Origin of the sequence: Bacillus sp. JH7 (assembly GCF_001563515.1) — a bacterium.
Classification (GTDB): domain Bacteria; phylum Bacillota; class Bacilli; order Bacillales; family Bacillaceae_G; genus Bacillus_A; species Bacillus_A cereus.
Window position 1 is genome coordinate 1,563,528 of sequence record NZ_LPUS01000001.1, and the last position, 16,479, is coordinate 1,580,006.

Below are 16,479 nucleotides of genomic sequence, written 5' to 3' on the forward strand. Positions count from 1 at the left end.
AGGGGAATTTTCATGATTATCCCGCATTAACGGGCAGCCAGATTGGTGAGGGTGATTAAAGTTTCACTTTATAAATAGGGAGACCATCACATGCCCTTTTTATAATGCTATTACGGGAGGATTTTTATTTTTGATATATTATACCATTTATTTAATGGTATAATATGGTATGCGTTCTGTGGAATGGAGTTGAATGAGTATTATAAATACAAAAGGTGAAATTAAAAAAACAAAAAGAAAAGTATTACTAACTATACTTACTATGTTAGTAATTATAATTGGATTTGGATATTGGAAACTTTTTAGTTTGCAAGGTGTTCCAAAAGGGGAATTCATTCGAACAGTGAAATCTCCAGATGGAAAATATCTCATCAAGACTTATTTTCATAATGCAGGATCATTAAGTGCGGATGCTGTTAGGGGTGAATTAGTTAACCTTGATACAGATTCAGAGAAAAATATATATTGGAACTATCCAGATACAGATCCATATATTGAATGGGTAAATAAGAATATTGTTAGAATTGGAGATCAAACTTTAGATGTTTCACAGAAAGAAACCTATGATTGGCGTGATGACGATAAGCACGTTAAAGAAATGCCTAAACAGTTTATTAGATAAAATAAGAAAAATTAAATTTATTTAATCTTATTCGTTTAACTATAGATAGGATTATATGAGTGAAAAAGTCCATTTAGATTTTCTAAATGGACTTTTTTAGGTTTCTAGATACGACTACTGATAAAAATGGAACAAACTTGTTATTTAGGTTGTCTATTAAGTATACGTATAAAACAGGTGTTCATGATAATTCGCTCATTTTATCCCGCTATTTGCCAGGAAGTAAGATCCCCACCTCAAAATTCAGCGAAAGTAAAGAAGTTAGATGGGGGCCCTGCTGCCCGTAAAAGCCCGATTGGTGAGGGCTGATTAAAGTTTCACTTTATGGAAAGTGAGATGCAAGAAGAGTGATATCCGATAGACTTTTTCATTGTGTCGGTATGTATAACACCTAAAAAAACTATATATTCTTGAAAGAGGTTGAAAATGTATGATAGTCTTAAACAAGTTTTTTAACATTTTACATTACAAAAAGATGGTACCTGTAGTATTTCTTTCATGTGCAACGCTTATAGGCTGTTCCGATGGTAATACTCAATCTGAATCACTTAAACAAACGAAACAAACAAATCAAATCAAACAAGAAACTAATGGTAATGATTCTTTTGCTAAACTTGAAAAAGAATTTGATGCTAAACTTGGTATTTATGCATTGGACACTGATACGAATCAAACCGTTACGTATCAATCAGATAAACGGTTTGCATACGCATCTACTCACAAAGCTTTAGCTGTGGGAGTACTTTTACAAAAGAAATCAATAGAAGATCTAAATCAAAGAGTTTTGTATACTCGTGAAGATCTTGTTAATTACAACCCAATTACAGAAAAGTATGTTGATAGGGGCATGACTCTGAAAGAGCTTGCAGATGCTTCCCTTCGATATAGTGATAATACTGCACAAAATCTTATTCTTAAACAATTAGGTGGACCTAGTGAATTCAAAAAATCACTGAGAGAAATAGGAGATACCGTTACAAATCCTGAACGTTTTGAACCAGAGTTAAACGAAGTGCATCCAGGAGACGTACATGATACTAGTACCCCAAAGGCATTAGCTACTAGTCTTCAGGCTTTTGCGTTAGGAGATGTACTTTCAACTGAGAAACGGGATTTATTAATAGATTGGATGAAAAGGAATACTACCGGAGACAACTTAATTCGTGCTGGAGTTCCAGGAGGATGGGAAGTAGCTGATAAGACGGGCTCGGGATCTTATGGAACCAGAAATGATATCGCAATTATTTGGCCACCAAATAAAAAGCCAATTGTTCTTGCGATACTTTCTAATCATGATAAAGAGGATGCTAAATACGATGATAAGCTTATTGCAGAAGCAACCAAAATAGCGCTGGGTGTCTTAAAAGCTAAAAATAAATAATAATAGTATTAGTTATTGAAATTTTCCTGTTTTTCCGTCACAATACTGTGACGGTCTTTTTGTGTATTTTACAAAGAATCGTCTTAATTAAAGAAAAAAAGATAGAAACTATCTCTAGTAAGTTTATTAAGTAACAACAAATATATGCTTTATTGTATACTTATTGCATTTAATGTGGAGGAATAATATGGAGTCAAAAATTCTTATTGTTGATGATGATAAAGAGATTAGAAATCTTATCTCTGTATATCTAGAAAATGAAGGACTAAAAACTCAAAAGGCAGAAGATGCTATACAAGCTTTACAACTGTTAGAAGAAAAGGAATTTGATTTGGTTATTTTAGATATTATGATGCCGAATATGGATGGCATTGAAGCATGTATGAAAATTAGGGAAGATCGCAATATGCCTATCATTATGCTATCTGCAAAATCTGAGGATATAGACAAAATTCAGGGCCTAGCCTCTGGTGCAGACGATTATTTATCAAAACCGTTTAACCCATTAGAATTAATCGCTAGAGTGAAATCCCAATTAAGAAGATTTAAAAAATACAATACGTCCGTAGAACATAATAAAAGCATTCTAGAAATTGGTGACTTAACCGTAAATACAGATACACGTCAAGTATGGGTAAGAGGAAAAGAAACAAGGTTAACTCCAAAAGAGTTTGCTATTCTCGAACTACTTGCCCGCAATAAAGGGAGTGTTATGAGTGTAGCAAAAATATATGAAGCAGTTTGGAAAGAGGTTTTTTATAAATCAGACAATACCGTCATGGTGCATATTACAAAAATAAGAGACAAAATTGAAGAGGATTCTAAACATCCCATTTACATTAAAACTGTTTGGGGAATTGGGTATAAAATATGAAGAATGTTAGTTTCAGAAATAAGATCATTATAAAACTTCTTGGTGCTGTTGCAATTAGTTTTTTTATTTCATTTGGTTTAACAATCCTCATTTTGGCATACGTCATAGATCCATTATTTATAAAATACGAAGAATTTGGTATGTTTGAATTCAATGTCGCAATGTTGTTCTTATTCGCGTTCGCAATCTTTACCTTTATTATACTTTTTTTGATATTGGTTCGAAAGAAAATAGTATATTTGAAGCTTATTTCTGATAACGTGAATGATATTGCCAATGGAAAACTAGGTCTAACAATTGGGATTAAGGGGAAGGACGAATTGACCCAACTTGCTCAAAATATCAACTATATGTCTAAGGAATTGGAAAATACATTTGAACAAGAAAGACGATTAGAACGTACAAAAAATGAACTCATAACTAACGTATCTCATGACTTACGCACACCGTTGACATCTATTATTGGTTATTTAGATTTATTAAAAAGAGGGCAATACAACAATAACACACAACTACAGGAATACCTTGAAACCACTTATTCAAAGTCACAGAGATTGAAATATTTAATTGATGAGCTGTTTGAATATACTCGTTTATCAGGCATAGATGCTAAGTTAAATCTTAATGAAGTTGATTTATCAGGTCTGTTGGAGCAAATAGTTGGAGAATACATTCCTATATTTGAAAAGGAAAGTTTAATCGTTCAAAAATCAATTACACAAGAAATAATACCTATCTTCATAGATGCAGAAAAAATGGTACGTGTATATGAAAATCTGTTTATGAATGCGATAAATTACAGCATGAAACCATCCCAATTATTCATATGTCTTGAATTAATGGATAACAAAGTAATTTTAAAAGTATCAAATATAGTCGAGAGACCGCCTGTTAGCGATCCAAATAAATTGTTTGAAAGATTTTTCAGGGGTGATAAGGCAAGAAAAAATGATCAAGGAAATGGACTGGGACTTGCTATATCAAAAAGAATTGTTGAACTTCATGATGGTAATATACATGCAGAATATAAAGATGGCTGGATGTCCTTTATTGTTGAACATCCAATCAAATAGACCGGCTTATGGAATTACAGGTTCCATAAGCTTTTTTTATAAAACTTAAGAATTCTTAAGGATTTTACAGGGTGTTTCCTAATTTTCATAGTTTATCATGGGTGTATTCAAAGTGATGAGGTGAGCAAAGAAGGAAAAAGGAAAGACTTCATTGTAGCTTTAGGGTGAATGCAACATGACGATTTTATTAGTAGTAAACAAACGTAGTTAGCTTATTGTAATGAAATAAAAAAATGTAGGAGGATATAAATGATAAAGCCAGTTGTAGATGTAAAAAACATTCAAAAATTGTACGGTAAAAAAGGTGAGAATCAATCACATGCATTAAAAGGTGTATCATTCTCAATTCAAGAGGGGGAGTTTGTCGGTATTATGGGGCCTTCTGGTTCTGGTAAAACAACATTATTAAATGTAATTTCAACGTTAGATAAAGCGACAGGCGGCATTGTTGAAATTGCAGGAACGGATATTACGAGAATGAAGCAAGGTGAACTTTCTGATTTTCGTTCACAAAAGTTAGGGTTCATTTTCCAAGACTTTAACTTATTAGAAAATTTATCTATCTATGAAAATATCGCACTCCCACTTTCACTTCAAGGTGTTTCATCTCGTAACATTGGAAAGAAAGTAGAAAAAGTAGCTGATATGTTAGGCATTACAGCGATACTTCAAAAATATCCTTCTGAAGTATCTGGTGGACAAAAGCAACGTTCTGCAGCAGCACGTGCGTTAGTTCATGAACCAGCAATTATTTTGGGAGACGAGCCGACTGGAGCTCTAGATTCTAAAAATGCAACGAGTTTACTTAATGCCATGACAAGCTTAAATAAAGAGCAAGGTGTATCCATTATGATGGTTACGCATGATCCTTATAGCGCAAGTTACTGTCAGCGTATTTTATTCATTCAAGATGGTGAGTTATATAAAGAAATTCATCGCGGTGGTACCCGTGAAGAATTCTATAAAGAAATTTTAGACGTGCTTGCAAACTTAGGCACACAAAAAGCGTAAGGAAGGAAGTTCAATCATGTTATTTAAGCTTTCTATGTCAGGCCTAAAAAGTAAGTTGCAAGATTACATTGTTTTACTTGTTGGTCTTATTGTCTCTATTTCAACTTTTTATATGTTTCAAACGCTAGCATCCAATAAAACGTTCCTTGAATCTAACTCTTCTATTAGGGATATTGTGGCTGTCTTTAAAATTGGTTCCTTTTTGTTAGCGGTTATCACATTTTTTTTTATTTTATATGCAAACTCTTTCTTATCAGCTCTTCGTCAAAAAGAATTTGGTATGTATATGATGTTAGGAGCAAAAAAGCATAAAGTTACATTACTTATGTTTATCGAAACAATCGTATTAGGCGCTGCGTCTCTTGCGATTGGTATTACAGTTGGTGTAGGACTTGCAGAAGGGATCGGCCAGTTATTAATGAAACAACTCGAGTTTGCTGGTGAAGGTTATAAAGCATTTTATTTGCCATCAATAGCTATTACTTGCGTCTTCTTCTTTGTACTATTTGTATTATCTGCAATTATGAATAGTATTAAATTATCGCGTATTTCTGTACTGCAACTTGTACATGCAGATGCACAAACAGAACGTGTTGCCATAAAAGGAAAAATGACAGTTGTAATTGCATTCCTTGGTATTCTTTTATTAGGTATTGGTTATGCATCACTGATCTATATGTCATATGCAAATTCGCTAATTGCTTTGGGATTAATGGCCGTTGGATTAATCTCAGCAACCACTGGTACTTACCTTATATTTGGATCCCTTCTCCCAGTTATGATTAACAAGCTAAAGAGTAATAAAAAACGTAGTGAAAAAGGCCTCAATGCTTTTACTTTTGCACAATTAAATTTCCGCATTAATAGTCTAACAAATGTGCTTGCAACAGTAGCAATTTTAGTGGCTCTTGGTGCTGGTGGAATTGCTTGTGGTATGGCATTTAAAAACAACATTATAAACATGACAGATCAAATGCGAATTTACGATTCAGTCATTCATAATCCAACTGCGGAAGAAAAGACAATTTTGGGTGGTATCTTATTTCAAGAAAAATTTGAATACCATTACAAAGTTGATGATAGGTATGTTTATTATCTTAAAGAAGATGTAGAAAAAAATCGCCCTTTCTTGCAAGGCATGAAAATAGAAAAAGTTTCAGAGGAAATACCAATTGGTGCATTTTCAATAAAATGGGTTAAAGGAGAAATCGACACAAAACAATGGATTCAGGCTTTCAGAACGATCCAGCCAAATTATATGTATCCTCATTATGAAATCAAAATTGTAGAACAAAACATATACGATGGGTTGAAGGGTAAAGAAAGTACTGTGTTTATAGGGAAAACAGATGATTTTGGATCATACATAAAAGAATGGAAAAAACTTGATGAATTACAGATAGCAAAATATAAAAATGTGAAAGCTGAAGAATTGGATAGTAAGTATCAAAAATATATTATGAGTCATGATTTTGCCAGCGGACTAATGTTTATGGGTTTCTTCGTTGGAATTGCATTTTTAGCAATGATGGCAAGCTGCTTAATGTTTAAAGTTCTGTCGGGAGCATCAAAAGATGTAGCACGTTATCAAATGCTTCGTAAAATTGGTGTTCGCCGAGAATTATTAACAAAATCAATCTATAAAGAGTTATTCTTCATATTCTTATTCCCAGCAATTGTGGGGATTACTCACATATTAGTTGGTATGAACATGTTTGGATCGCTTTTAATCGATCCGTACTTTCGTATTTGGTTACCACTTGTTATTTTTGTAGTAATTTACTCGATTTATTACTTGATTACAGTTCAATTATATAAAGGGATTGTACTCCCTAAAAAGGATTAATGTAATGATGTTGTTTATCCCGCATTAACGGGCAGCACGATTGGTGAGGGCTGATAATCAGTGGGGGATGAACAAACCCCACTGATTAAAGTTTCACTTTATCCTTTACTGTACCTTGTAACTACATTTTACCTTGCTGTAAAGAAACAAAAAACACTTTTTTATTCAATAATTCCAATTTCTAGAGCCTTTTGAACAGCTTCTTCTTTGTTAGAGACTCCTAGCTTTGTATAAGCTGTAGAAGCATAATTTCTGACCGTACCATTCGATAAATATAACCTTGATGCTATGGTAGTGTATCGAAGTCCCTTTGCTACTAGCTGTAATATTTCTATCTCCCTAGCTGTTAGCTCATAAGCGGCTGCTTTTGATTCTGGTGTCTCTTTTTGCTCATCAAACTTCTCAAATATTTTGTGAGACATTCCCTGATCAATTAGTGTCCCACCTTTGTGAATAAGTCGGATCGTATTGGCTAGCTCCAACGTTTCAATAGATTTAAGTAAAAAACCATCCGCACCGTTGCGAAGTGATTCCAACGCCTGTTCGGTATCCTGAAACGTTGTGAAAATTAATACGCGGATATGTGGCCATTGTTGCTTGATTTTTTTGGTTGCTTCGACTCCATCCATGTGCTGCATATCTAAATCCATAAGTATAACATGGGGTTGAAGGCGCCCACACAAATCGATGGCTTCATTGCCATCTTCAGCTAAACCGACTACATTTAAATCTTCATATCTATCGAGTAGTGTCCTCAAACTTTTCCGGACAAATGGCTGATCGTCTACAATTAACAAACGAATAAGTCCATCTTTTATTTCAGTTTGTCGCGGTATGGTACAAGTAACAAGCATTCCTTCCTCAGGCTTTGTATATACAGACAATTGACCTTGCAAGTTCATTGCCCGTTCTTTCATCGCATTCATACCAAAGCCTTCCTGCCATTCTACATTTCCTTTTCCATTATCTTGAACTTCTAACCTCGTATATTGTTCGTCAAACTGCAATGAAACTATAATTTCAGTTCCCTGACCATGACGTACTGCATTCGTAAGGGACTCTTGTAAGCAACGAATGAATGCGATCTTCGCTTGCCGAGACAGCTGATATTCCTCTCCGAATGTCCTAAAACTTACATTTACCTGAGCGTGCTCCTGAAATTCGGCTCCAAGATTTTGTAGAGATTGAATTAAGGAAGGCGATTGACATGGAGAATCCATTTGATGTAGGTAACCTCTCACGTCCTCGATACTTTTCCGTCCCATTTCAAGCAGAGAGTCTAGCCTCTGTATACCCATTTCAGTAGAAAGTTCGGTACGCAACGTTTCCATCCCCATAATAATAGAAGTATAAGCATGACCAACTGTATCATGAAGCTCACTCGACAGTCTGTTCCGTTCTTCCGCCAGTGTGATGCGTTCAATCTGAGACATATATTGCTCAAGTACCGCGTTTTGTTTACGAATTGATTCATTTTGTTTATGATTGACGATTAATAAATGAAAAGCGAAGCCCATTACATATGCGAATCCATAATAGGTGACCATAACCCAATAGCTATTACTTGCCGCAACCGCATAGAAAATTCCAGTCGTTATAAAAACTGTTATTGGAGCTGTCCAATAATAGGACAAATGCTTACTATTCGCAGCAATTAGAAACACTGATATAAGAAATGTGTTGTAAGCTCCTGGAAATAATGAGGTTAAATATATACATAGTCCACCATACAGCAGTATTTCTGTGAACAAATAATATTTATAATTGAATAGTAAGGCTACCCATGGAATAGAGAAGGCAATAATTTCCCAAAGAATAATACTCCAAAGTGGTAATGTTAAACCATCCTGAAAATTTAATGTAGCTAGAATGATAGACACACTAGCAAGTAGGCGTACCCCCAACATAATCCAATCATACCAAAACCAATACTTAACCATATCTAACAAGTTCTTTACCCCCTAAATGGCCTACCATTTTCTTCCTATACTATAATTTAATTCTTCCTGTCTTATTATACTTTTTAATTTAAAACTACGATACTACTCACAGACTGCAAACTTTTATTGATTTAGTTGCCGAATCATGCTACGTGTATAGCCCCCAATTTTCTTTGTCCAACCATCTACTATTCTAATACTTATGGCGGTAAATACTATACCCATAAACATTACAAAAAGTGACTTGGAAAACGTATCTATCTGTATGAAAATAATATTCATTTCAATGTAGCGATACAGTAGTGGTGCCAACAGGAGCATAAGTGGCATTACATAAAAAATGATTGCACTAATGAGACTGAAAATGCCAATCACTAATTTCTGCATTAACCAAAAGACAGCAGACCAAGTGCGACGATCTGTAAGCACTAATTTCACCTGAGTCCAGTTTGATGTAGCCATTTTTATACTTTTATCGTAAGAGTCGGTCGAAATATCAGTATAAATTTTCGTCTGTATGCGCTCGAATTGGATAAAAGGTGTCGTAGTCTGTAGTACGCGTATAACTAGTGGAATCCCAATTACCGTAAATGAAAGGGTAAAACTGAATAGCAGAGCTATTAGATAAAAACAAAAATAAAATAATCCTGTAACGAAAGTTAGCAATAAAAAATAACCATTCTGGATGAATTTTGATTTCATAAAGTTCATCGCTCCTATCTATGTAATAACCGAATCATACTGCTTTTTTTGTCATTCTCACTAGTGTAAAAGTGTCATATGACAGTTCTAAATGATATTAAAAAGGGGGAGAGCAGTTTACTTCTAGTTAACAAAGATGCTTGTATCCCGCTATTTGCCAGGCAGTAAGACCCCCGCCTCAAAATTCAGCGTTAGGTGGGGGGGGCGGGCTGCCGGTAAACGCACGATTGGTGAAGGCTAATAATAAGTGGGGGATGAACAAAAACTTGCTGATTAAAGTTTCACTTTATTAATCCCCACAAAACAATCCCGTTCTTACATCTGCAAGAACGGGATTGTTTTGTACTTTTATTTAATATGAGATGGACTTGTTTTTCGAATATGAAAAATAATATCAAATTGCTCAAGCAATGAAGTATCAAAGTATACCGAACTGTTGGGGATGATTTGTCCTCCTATACTTAGTAATGGTCTTTTTGCTTTAACCCATTTCTCTGCTTGTCCTTTAAGGTGACGGTTATCCAATAAAAACGTTTTATAGGGCACTTTTCCGAGAGTGTAATTGAAACTTTTTACATCTTGTGGAATAGCGTCTGTTGTAATCTTACCTCCGGTGGAAGGATTATATTCGCTATATAAGGTGAAATTCCCCTCCGTAGTTGTACTACCAATTGTGACATAATTATTGTTTAAACGTTCCTTTAAAAACTGCCCCGCAACATCAGGATATAATTGCTCATCGATAATTCCTTTAGCTATATGAATATTGTGTCCCCATACCATCGTTTTACCACCAAATGTCTCTTGTGCCCACATTGCATGATCGGCCAAGTATTGCTCATGTAGCTTTATCATACTTGGATAGTCGTTAGGAAGTAGCATTGTGGTAAATTTCTCTATTGCACTTGCCGTTGCTTTCACCCAGATGTACTCAGGTGAAACTATTTCTGTGTTGGCTTGCTCACTCTCATCTTTTAGTAATCGAGCTACCCTCTCAGCGTTTGCTTTGAACTTCTCTTTCAATTCAGGAGTAAGTTTCATATATTCCTGTATACTTTCAGTAAAAGACGATAATTCTTTATAATTTTCTTCTACTTCTGCTAACAAATCCGGTCGATGCACCCTTACATAATCAATTACTTTATTAAAGCTGCCTTGGTCCAACGTTTTTAAGTCGAGCCCAATAAATTGGATCTTTTTTTTATTGGATGGATCAGCATTATAATCTTTCATCCACTCAATCATGGCTATAATTTCATCAGTAGGATATAACAATTTTAAAAAATCTCTAGGGTTTCCTTTTCCTGTTTGGATATATTCATTTAGTTTTAAGCCGTTTCCCCAATCTTCTTCCATTGTGAAATTTGTAAAACCCATCTCAGTAACCAAATATTTCACAAGGCGAAACTTCATAGTGAAAATTTCAGAGCTTCCATGAGTATTCTCTCCTAATCCTACATATTGTGCGCTCCCAATCATTTTCTTAAGTGGTTTTAAATCCTCAAATGATTTTGACGGCTCTATCGTTTTTAATGGGTAAGCCTGTGATTGTATGGATTTAACTATATTTTTTTGTATTGATTGACCTGAATTTTCGACTGCTACTGTTTGAGCGTTACCTACTTCTACACCTCCTGTGACTAATAGAGCTGTACTAACCATTGCAATTATTTTTTTCTTATTCATTTTTTTCCACCTCAATTGAATTATTTGTAAAAGCAAGAATGATTCATTGTACTTGCACGAATCAATTGCCTTAATTCAATTGTTATTTATTCCATATCATATTTTCTAGTTACATAGTGTCATAAGGTTAATTGACACAGGTCATAGACTAATCATTACACTTTTGTACTATCGGTTATGACAACTTATAAATAATAATTACATGGATGAGTTGCAAGTAAAACTAGATTATAAATTTGGGAGTGATGTTAAAGATGAATGAATCTGTATGCCAAAATATTTTTATTCTAAGGTGTGTCTGTAGAAATGACAAGAAGTAAATTCGATAAACAAGTGAATGAAAGGGGAAGGCGGATTACAATGATATTACACGCAAAATCGTTCCACAATAAAGATAAAATCCAACGTGCTAAAATAGGACTTCAACTCTTTCTGAGTATTTTAATCATTACTTCTATTATCCTAAATGTAGTAGTAATAATTACGAAAAGTATGCCGCTTATTGTGGTATATATGTTTACCCCAGCACTTTCTTCTATTTTGACTCGCATAATACTGAAAGAAGGGTTTAAAGATGTATCTTTTGGTCTCGGTAACTTAAAGGTATGGAAGGGGATTGGTTTTGCTCTGCTAATCCCTATGATTATTTGTGGAATTACTTATTCAATCGCCTGGCTGAGCGGAATTGCGAGGTTTCAGCATCCTGAAGGTGGTATGTTAGAACCGATCTACAATATACTTGGACTTCAGTATGTAGCGGCACCATTCAGTTTCATTTATCTAGTTGTATTGAGCGGCATCTTCGGAAGTTTGCTTAACTTAATCCCAGTTTTGGGAGAAGAAATGGGTTGGCGAGGTTATATGCTCACAAGGCTAGTCGATGCAGAGTTTTCACGGCCGATCCTTATTAGTGGATTGATTTGGGCAACGTGGCATGTTCCAATTGTTATCGCTGGTCTGTATGTAGAGGGATCATCTGTCTTTCTCTCAGTACTTGGCATCTATTTATGTATTGTGCCATTCAGTTATATTACAGCTTATTTACGACTTATCACAGGTAGCGTTTGGCCTTCGGTTATCATCCATACTACTTGGAATGCCATTATTCAAGGAACTTTCGCACGTGCAAGTACAGGATATCAAACTGAGATTTGGATTGGAGAATCTGGCTTGATAACCGCTATTATTATCTTGATTACTGCAATAATTACGTCTCGAATCGTAAATTTTACTAAATAGCATACGGATGTGTTTTAAATTCAATTAGTGAAATATGACGAGGCGAAATAAGATGCTCCTAAAAATATTAGAAAAAATCTAGTTGAACAGACTCTTACTTTATCTTAGGCTGCTGGATATGTGGGTACATCAAGCTAAGAAAATAAACTTGGTTGCCATAAAAAACATAATGTTTTCATTTAAAGGCTATGAGATGAAATTTCATCATCTTCATCAAGTTTGACCTTCAGGAAATAAAAACTTAAACGATTATACAAATACTCTAACTGAAAAAACGATAGTCCTTCTACATTTTAGATAGAAGGACTATCGTTTATTTTTTTGACAAAATTAGGAGGTGATGTTCATAAAATGGATAATATAATTCGTATTTGCGTAAAGAGAAAAAAATTTCCAAAGAAGATGTAGTTAATTCCCTTGGTATAACGGTTGATTGAAATTTCATTTTATAACTTGTAAAGGGCTGTGCAATGCATCGTACTATTAAAAAATCTAAATTTAATCATTAAATTGCGATAAAATGTGATCGGAAATAATGAAATTTTAGGAAAAATAAGGTACACTAGTCTATGATTTTAATTGAAAATCGTTTGACGTTAATACATACGGGGGAAAGATTGATGAACAACAATACAACAAATGAATCAGTTGAAGAAATTGATCAAAAACGAGTAAGATCAAACAAACGTTATACAAATTGGAAGTTTATCGCAGCGGGTATTGGTGTAATTGCACTTCTTATTGGGGGAATGAGTTATTACCAGGCAACTCACTTCAATTCGAATGTTACAATTAATGACACAAAAGTTGGTGGTCTGAGCGCTGATCAGGCAATACAGAAACTAAAGACATCTGGACTAGCAAACAAAGTCTATGTTGATCAACAACAAATTTTAGATGAAAAAGATACAAAAACGGAACTTAAGGAAAAAGATTTGCCTCAGGTTAAGAAACTATTAAAAAGTCAGTGGACATTTTTTCCTTCCTCAAAGGGAGAAAATTATTCATTGCTACCAGAGAAGGCAGATCAGTATCGTAGTGAAACGATGAAAAAACTTGTAGAAGAAAAGCTCATCTCTATGAATGAGAAATTAAAAGCGCCTCAAGATGCTATGGCGAAGCTAGAACAAGGAAAAATTGTTATTTCGAAAAGTGTTGAGGGAAAACAGTATGACGTTACTAGTCTACTGAAAGATTACGATAAGCAAAAATATAAAAGCGAAATTCATCTGAAGTCTGCATACATAAAACCTATTAAAGAAGACGATCCGATTGTCAAAAAAGAGGAGAAAGCACTACAGAATCTTCTTGGGCAGTCTGTTGAGTATAAAGTGCAGGATGAAGTTTATCCTTTAAAAGCGAAAGATTTAATTCAAAATGCCTCTATGTCAAAGGATATGAAAGTTACAATTGATGCGAGTGACATTAAGAAGAAAATCACTGAAATTAATAATGCCAAATCAACATTAAATAAAGATTTCTCATTTAAAACGCATTCCGGTTCAGTCATATCAGTAAAAGGACAGGGATACGGCTGGGCACTAGATGTTGAAAAAGAAACTAAACAAGTTCAACAAGCCTTTGAGAAAGGCGAAAAGGCGCTTTCTGCTTCTAATATTCACGGAAATGGTTGGGAGAAGGAAGGTATCGGTTATAAAACAACATCGAATAATGGCATCGGAGACACGTATGCAGAAGTTTCAATTGCAGAGCAACAAATTTGGATTTACAAAGATGGAAAATTAGTTGTTACAACAAATGTAGTAACTGGTAAACATAGTACTGGTGAAGATACATCACCAGGTGTGTGGTACGTCCTATATAAACGAACACCATATACGCTAAGAGGTAACGCAGTAGGAAAAGCTGATTATGCGGTTAAAGTAGATTACTGGGTTCCATTCACAAATAGTGGTCAAGGATTCCACGATGCCGGCTGGCGCAAAGACTGGGGAAATAATGCTTATTTAACAGGAGGATCAGGTGGGTGTGTGAACCTTCTTCCTAATGTTGCAAAAACTGTATATGATAGTTTGAACACGTATGATCCAGTTATTGTGTATTAAAAAATAGCTACGTATCAAGAAATAAACAAAGCAGGAAATCTTACCTGATGGTATATAAAAAAACACCTCTTGCATTCGCATACTAAGTGTGCAAATGTAATGGAGGTGTTTTTGTTTGAATATAAAAGTGTATTGCTTATAAGAAACAAAGTAGAAAGAAATAATAAGTATTCAAATAGTCAATAAAATTGACGATGAATATCATTTTCATTTAATATAGAATCGTTGTATGTAATTAGACATGAATTTTTTGTTAATATAATAGATTTCTATTAAGTTGTCACATTTAAGAACTATCATTAAATATTTTAAGAATTTAAACGTAGGAAAGGGTAATATAAAATGAACTGGAAAAAAGGCGGATTATGGGTTATTATTTTTTTCGTTGTAAAAGGCACGATTTCTACACTTTTAATCGTTACAGGTGCTAAATATTTTGATTTATCATTTATGCAACTTATCTTATTAATTCTGACCTTATTAGTGATTTCTCTAATAAGCCGAAAATTGCTGTATAGACATAAACAAAACAAAAAGCAAAAAGAGCTAAATATATAATGGAGCCCCAGAGACCTTTGGATTTCTGGGGTTTTATTTTGATAGTTTTTTCGCATGTATATCAATTTAACAGAATAGGTTGTCCAAAATGATAAAATCGATGATGTTTAAAATGCGTCAGTTATTTTTAATAACGATTGATACCCGTATTTCTACAATCTATATAAATGACTCAAGCTTCGCATCTTATGAATTCCCTGATGTGCTAAACCTAAGCAAAGTAATGAACTATCTTAAGGAAGAAAGTTGAGTTAGCTAATCGCATATATTTTATTGAAAGGATGTGATTGAATTATGGAACGGCCGAATTGGGGAATTGGAGGATTAGTATTCGTTGGCTGTATGTTTCTTGGTGGAGGAGTGGGATCTATGTTAGGAAATGCCCAAACTGGATGGCTAATAGGAATGGGTGCTGGATTTCTTGGGATGGCTTTAACGAGACTGTTCAGAAAATAATGTAACTGAAATTCTTCTTCCTGAAAATAATTCATGGAATAAGTGCTCTATAGATTATAGTTAGAAACTTTTCATTTGTATTAGTTTTTTTATAAATTTCTCCATACATAGATACGATTCTCAAGTCGGAGGATGACACCTTAGGGTGTCTTTTTTATGCTCTTTAAAAATGTTTTACCATATAATAGCTGAGTTTTGCTTTCAGTCTCCGATGCCCATTAAGCATAAAATAAAAATTCTGCACCATTTAAACTCTGATAACAATTCATACGATTAAGAATAATTGAGTTAATAGCTTTCGGTAGATCGCCATCATTTTTTTATAATAGATTAGATTCATTGCCGTTTCAGACCTATGTATGAATTCATAATCTAATAGTAAAAGGAGGAATGATTAAAGGTATGGCGGTTAATGAGGAATCAATTTGTCAACAGTTTGCAAGAATCATTGGCGGTCAAGAAGGATTCGCCGGTGGGAAATGCGTGGCAACAATAAACCGAGATGAAATACGAGCAACAATCTTGGGAAAACGTTTTAGAGTAACAACTTCCTTTTCATTCGAATCACGAGACAATAAAACTGGACGGGCATTATGCCTAGGCCGAGTAGCACTCTTACAAAAAGAAGTCACTGAATTTGTGGCGACAATTATTAAACAAGGAATAATCGTTTCGTCTATACACAATGAGTGGTTATGTGATGTTCCAAATTTAATTTACGTTAATATCGAAGACGTTGATGATCCACTAAATTTTGCAAGAAAAGTGAGAAGAGCGTTATGCACGTAATCAATTTCTTTAGTTAAACGAGTGATTATATTAAATTGAAAAGTTCAGCGTGTTGGATGGTTTTATAAAACGAAAGAAGGCGTTTCATATTTGGAATGCCTTTTCTTTATGTGTTCGTTACTAATGTGGGTGGTTAACTGATTATATGCTGTTTATCTTGCAACAGCAAGAACTGGACGAGGTATCTTTAAAGGTGTTTGACTGTCTATAGATACCGTATTTTATCAAATGTTGTT

The 16,479-nt window shown here is 34.3% G+C and carries 14 protein-coding genes; 11 read left to right on the top strand and 3 right to left on the bottom strand.

From position 1 onward, the window contains the following. Positions 1-193: 193 nt before the first annotated feature. The 6 genes from AU379_RS08025 to AU379_RS08050 all read left to right on the top strand — a co-directional run bounded on the left by AU379_RS08025 (position 194) and on the right by AU379_RS08050 (position 6,807). Positions 194-622 carry a DUF5412 domain-containing protein gene (locus tag AU379_RS08025; protein ID WP_000022538.1) on the top strand — a complete coding sequence of 143 codons (429 nt, stop codon included), beginning with the start codon at positions 194-196 and terminating at the stop codon, positions 620-622. Between the two features lie 430 nt (positions 623-1,052). After that, complete coding sequence (bla, locus tag AU379_RS08030; protein WP_025708667.1) at positions 1,053-2,003, top strand: class A beta-lactamase; 951 nt, start codon at positions 1,053-1,055, stop codon at positions 2,001-2,003. A 187-nt stretch (positions 2,004-2,190) separates the two neighbouring features. After that, entirely contained in the window at positions 2,191-2,877 is a 687-nt protein-coding gene (locus AU379_RS08035) for a response regulator transcription factor (protein WP_003313232.1), read from the top strand. Beyond that, complete coding sequence (locus AU379_RS08040) at positions 2,874-3,950, top strand: HAMP domain-containing sensor histidine kinase (protein WP_025708663.1); 1,077 nt, start codon at positions 2,874-2,876, stop codon at positions 3,948-3,950. The genes AU379_RS08035 and AU379_RS08040 overlap by 4 nt, the downstream gene beginning before the upstream one ends. Before the next feature lie 249 nt (positions 3,951-4,199). Continuing rightward, positions 4,200-4,961, top strand: a complete 762-nt coding sequence (locus AU379_RS08045; RefSeq protein ID WP_000595165.1) for an ABC transporter ATP-binding protein — start codon at positions 4,200-4,202, stop codon at positions 4,959-4,961. Positions 4,962-4,977: 16 nt separating this feature from the next. Next, complete coding sequence (locus AU379_RS08050) at positions 4,978-6,807, top strand: ABC transporter permease (RefSeq protein ID WP_061139092.1); 1,830 nt, start codon at positions 4,978-4,980, stop codon at positions 6,805-6,807. A gap of 161 nt (positions 6,808-6,968) precedes the next feature. Here the strand turns inward: AU379_RS08050 and AU379_RS08055 are convergent, their stop codons facing one another. The 3 genes from AU379_RS08055 to AU379_RS08065 form a co-directional block, all read right to left on the bottom strand. Further along, on the bottom strand, positions 6,969-8,756 hold the full coding sequence (locus AU379_RS08055) for a hybrid sensor histidine kinase/response regulator transcription factor (protein ID WP_061139093.1): 1,788 nt from the start codon (positions 8,754-8,756) through the stop codon (positions 6,969-6,971). A 114-nt stretch (positions 8,757-8,870) separates the two neighbouring features. Then, positions 8,871-9,449 (bottom strand): sensor domain-containing protein, encoded by a 579-nt coding sequence (locus tag AU379_RS08060; RefSeq protein WP_061139094.1) that lies wholly within the window; start codon positions 9,447-9,449, stop codon positions 8,871-8,873. A gap of 348 nt (positions 9,450-9,797) precedes the next feature. Then, complete coding sequence (locus tag AU379_RS08065) at positions 9,798-11,135, bottom strand: erythromycin esterase family protein (RefSeq protein WP_061139095.1); 1,338 nt, start codon at positions 11,133-11,135, stop codon at positions 9,798-9,800. 360 nt (positions 11,136-11,495) lie between these two features. Here AU379_RS08065 and AU379_RS08070 point away from each other — a divergent pair, with 360 nt between their 5' ends. The 5 genes from AU379_RS08070 (at position 11,496) to AU379_RS08085 (ending at position 16,243) form a co-directional block, all read left to right on the top strand. Beyond that, a complete protein-coding gene (locus AU379_RS08070) occupies positions 11,496-12,374 on the top strand; it encodes a CPBP family intramembrane glutamic endopeptidase (protein ID WP_061139511.1) in 879 nt (292 codons plus the stop codon). A 620-nt stretch (positions 12,375-12,994) separates the two neighbouring features. Continuing rightward, the gene (locus AU379_RS08075; RefSeq protein ID WP_061139096.1) at positions 12,995-14,440 is read left to right on the top strand and encodes a L,D-transpeptidase family protein; all 1,446 of its coding nucleotides are present in this window, start codon (positions 12,995-12,997) and stop codon (positions 14,438-14,440) included. 342 nt (positions 14,441-14,782) lie between these two features. Beyond that, entirely contained in the window at positions 14,783-14,998 is a 216-nt protein-coding gene (locus AU379_RS08080; protein ID WP_001104104.1) for a hypothetical protein, read from the top strand. A 294-nt stretch (positions 14,999-15,292) separates the two neighbouring features. Next, the gene (locus AU379_RS30505; protein WP_000441008.1) at positions 15,293-15,454 is read left to right on the top strand and encodes a hypothetical protein; all 162 of its coding nucleotides are present in this window, start codon (positions 15,293-15,295) and stop codon (positions 15,452-15,454) included. A gap of 402 nt (positions 15,455-15,856) precedes the next feature. Beyond that, positions 15,857-16,243, top strand: coding sequence for a DUF1259 domain-containing protein (locus tag AU379_RS08085; protein ID WP_061139512.1), 387 nt, complete (start codon positions 15,857-15,859; stop codon positions 16,241-16,243). Positions 16,244-16,479 lie beyond the last annotated feature (236 nt).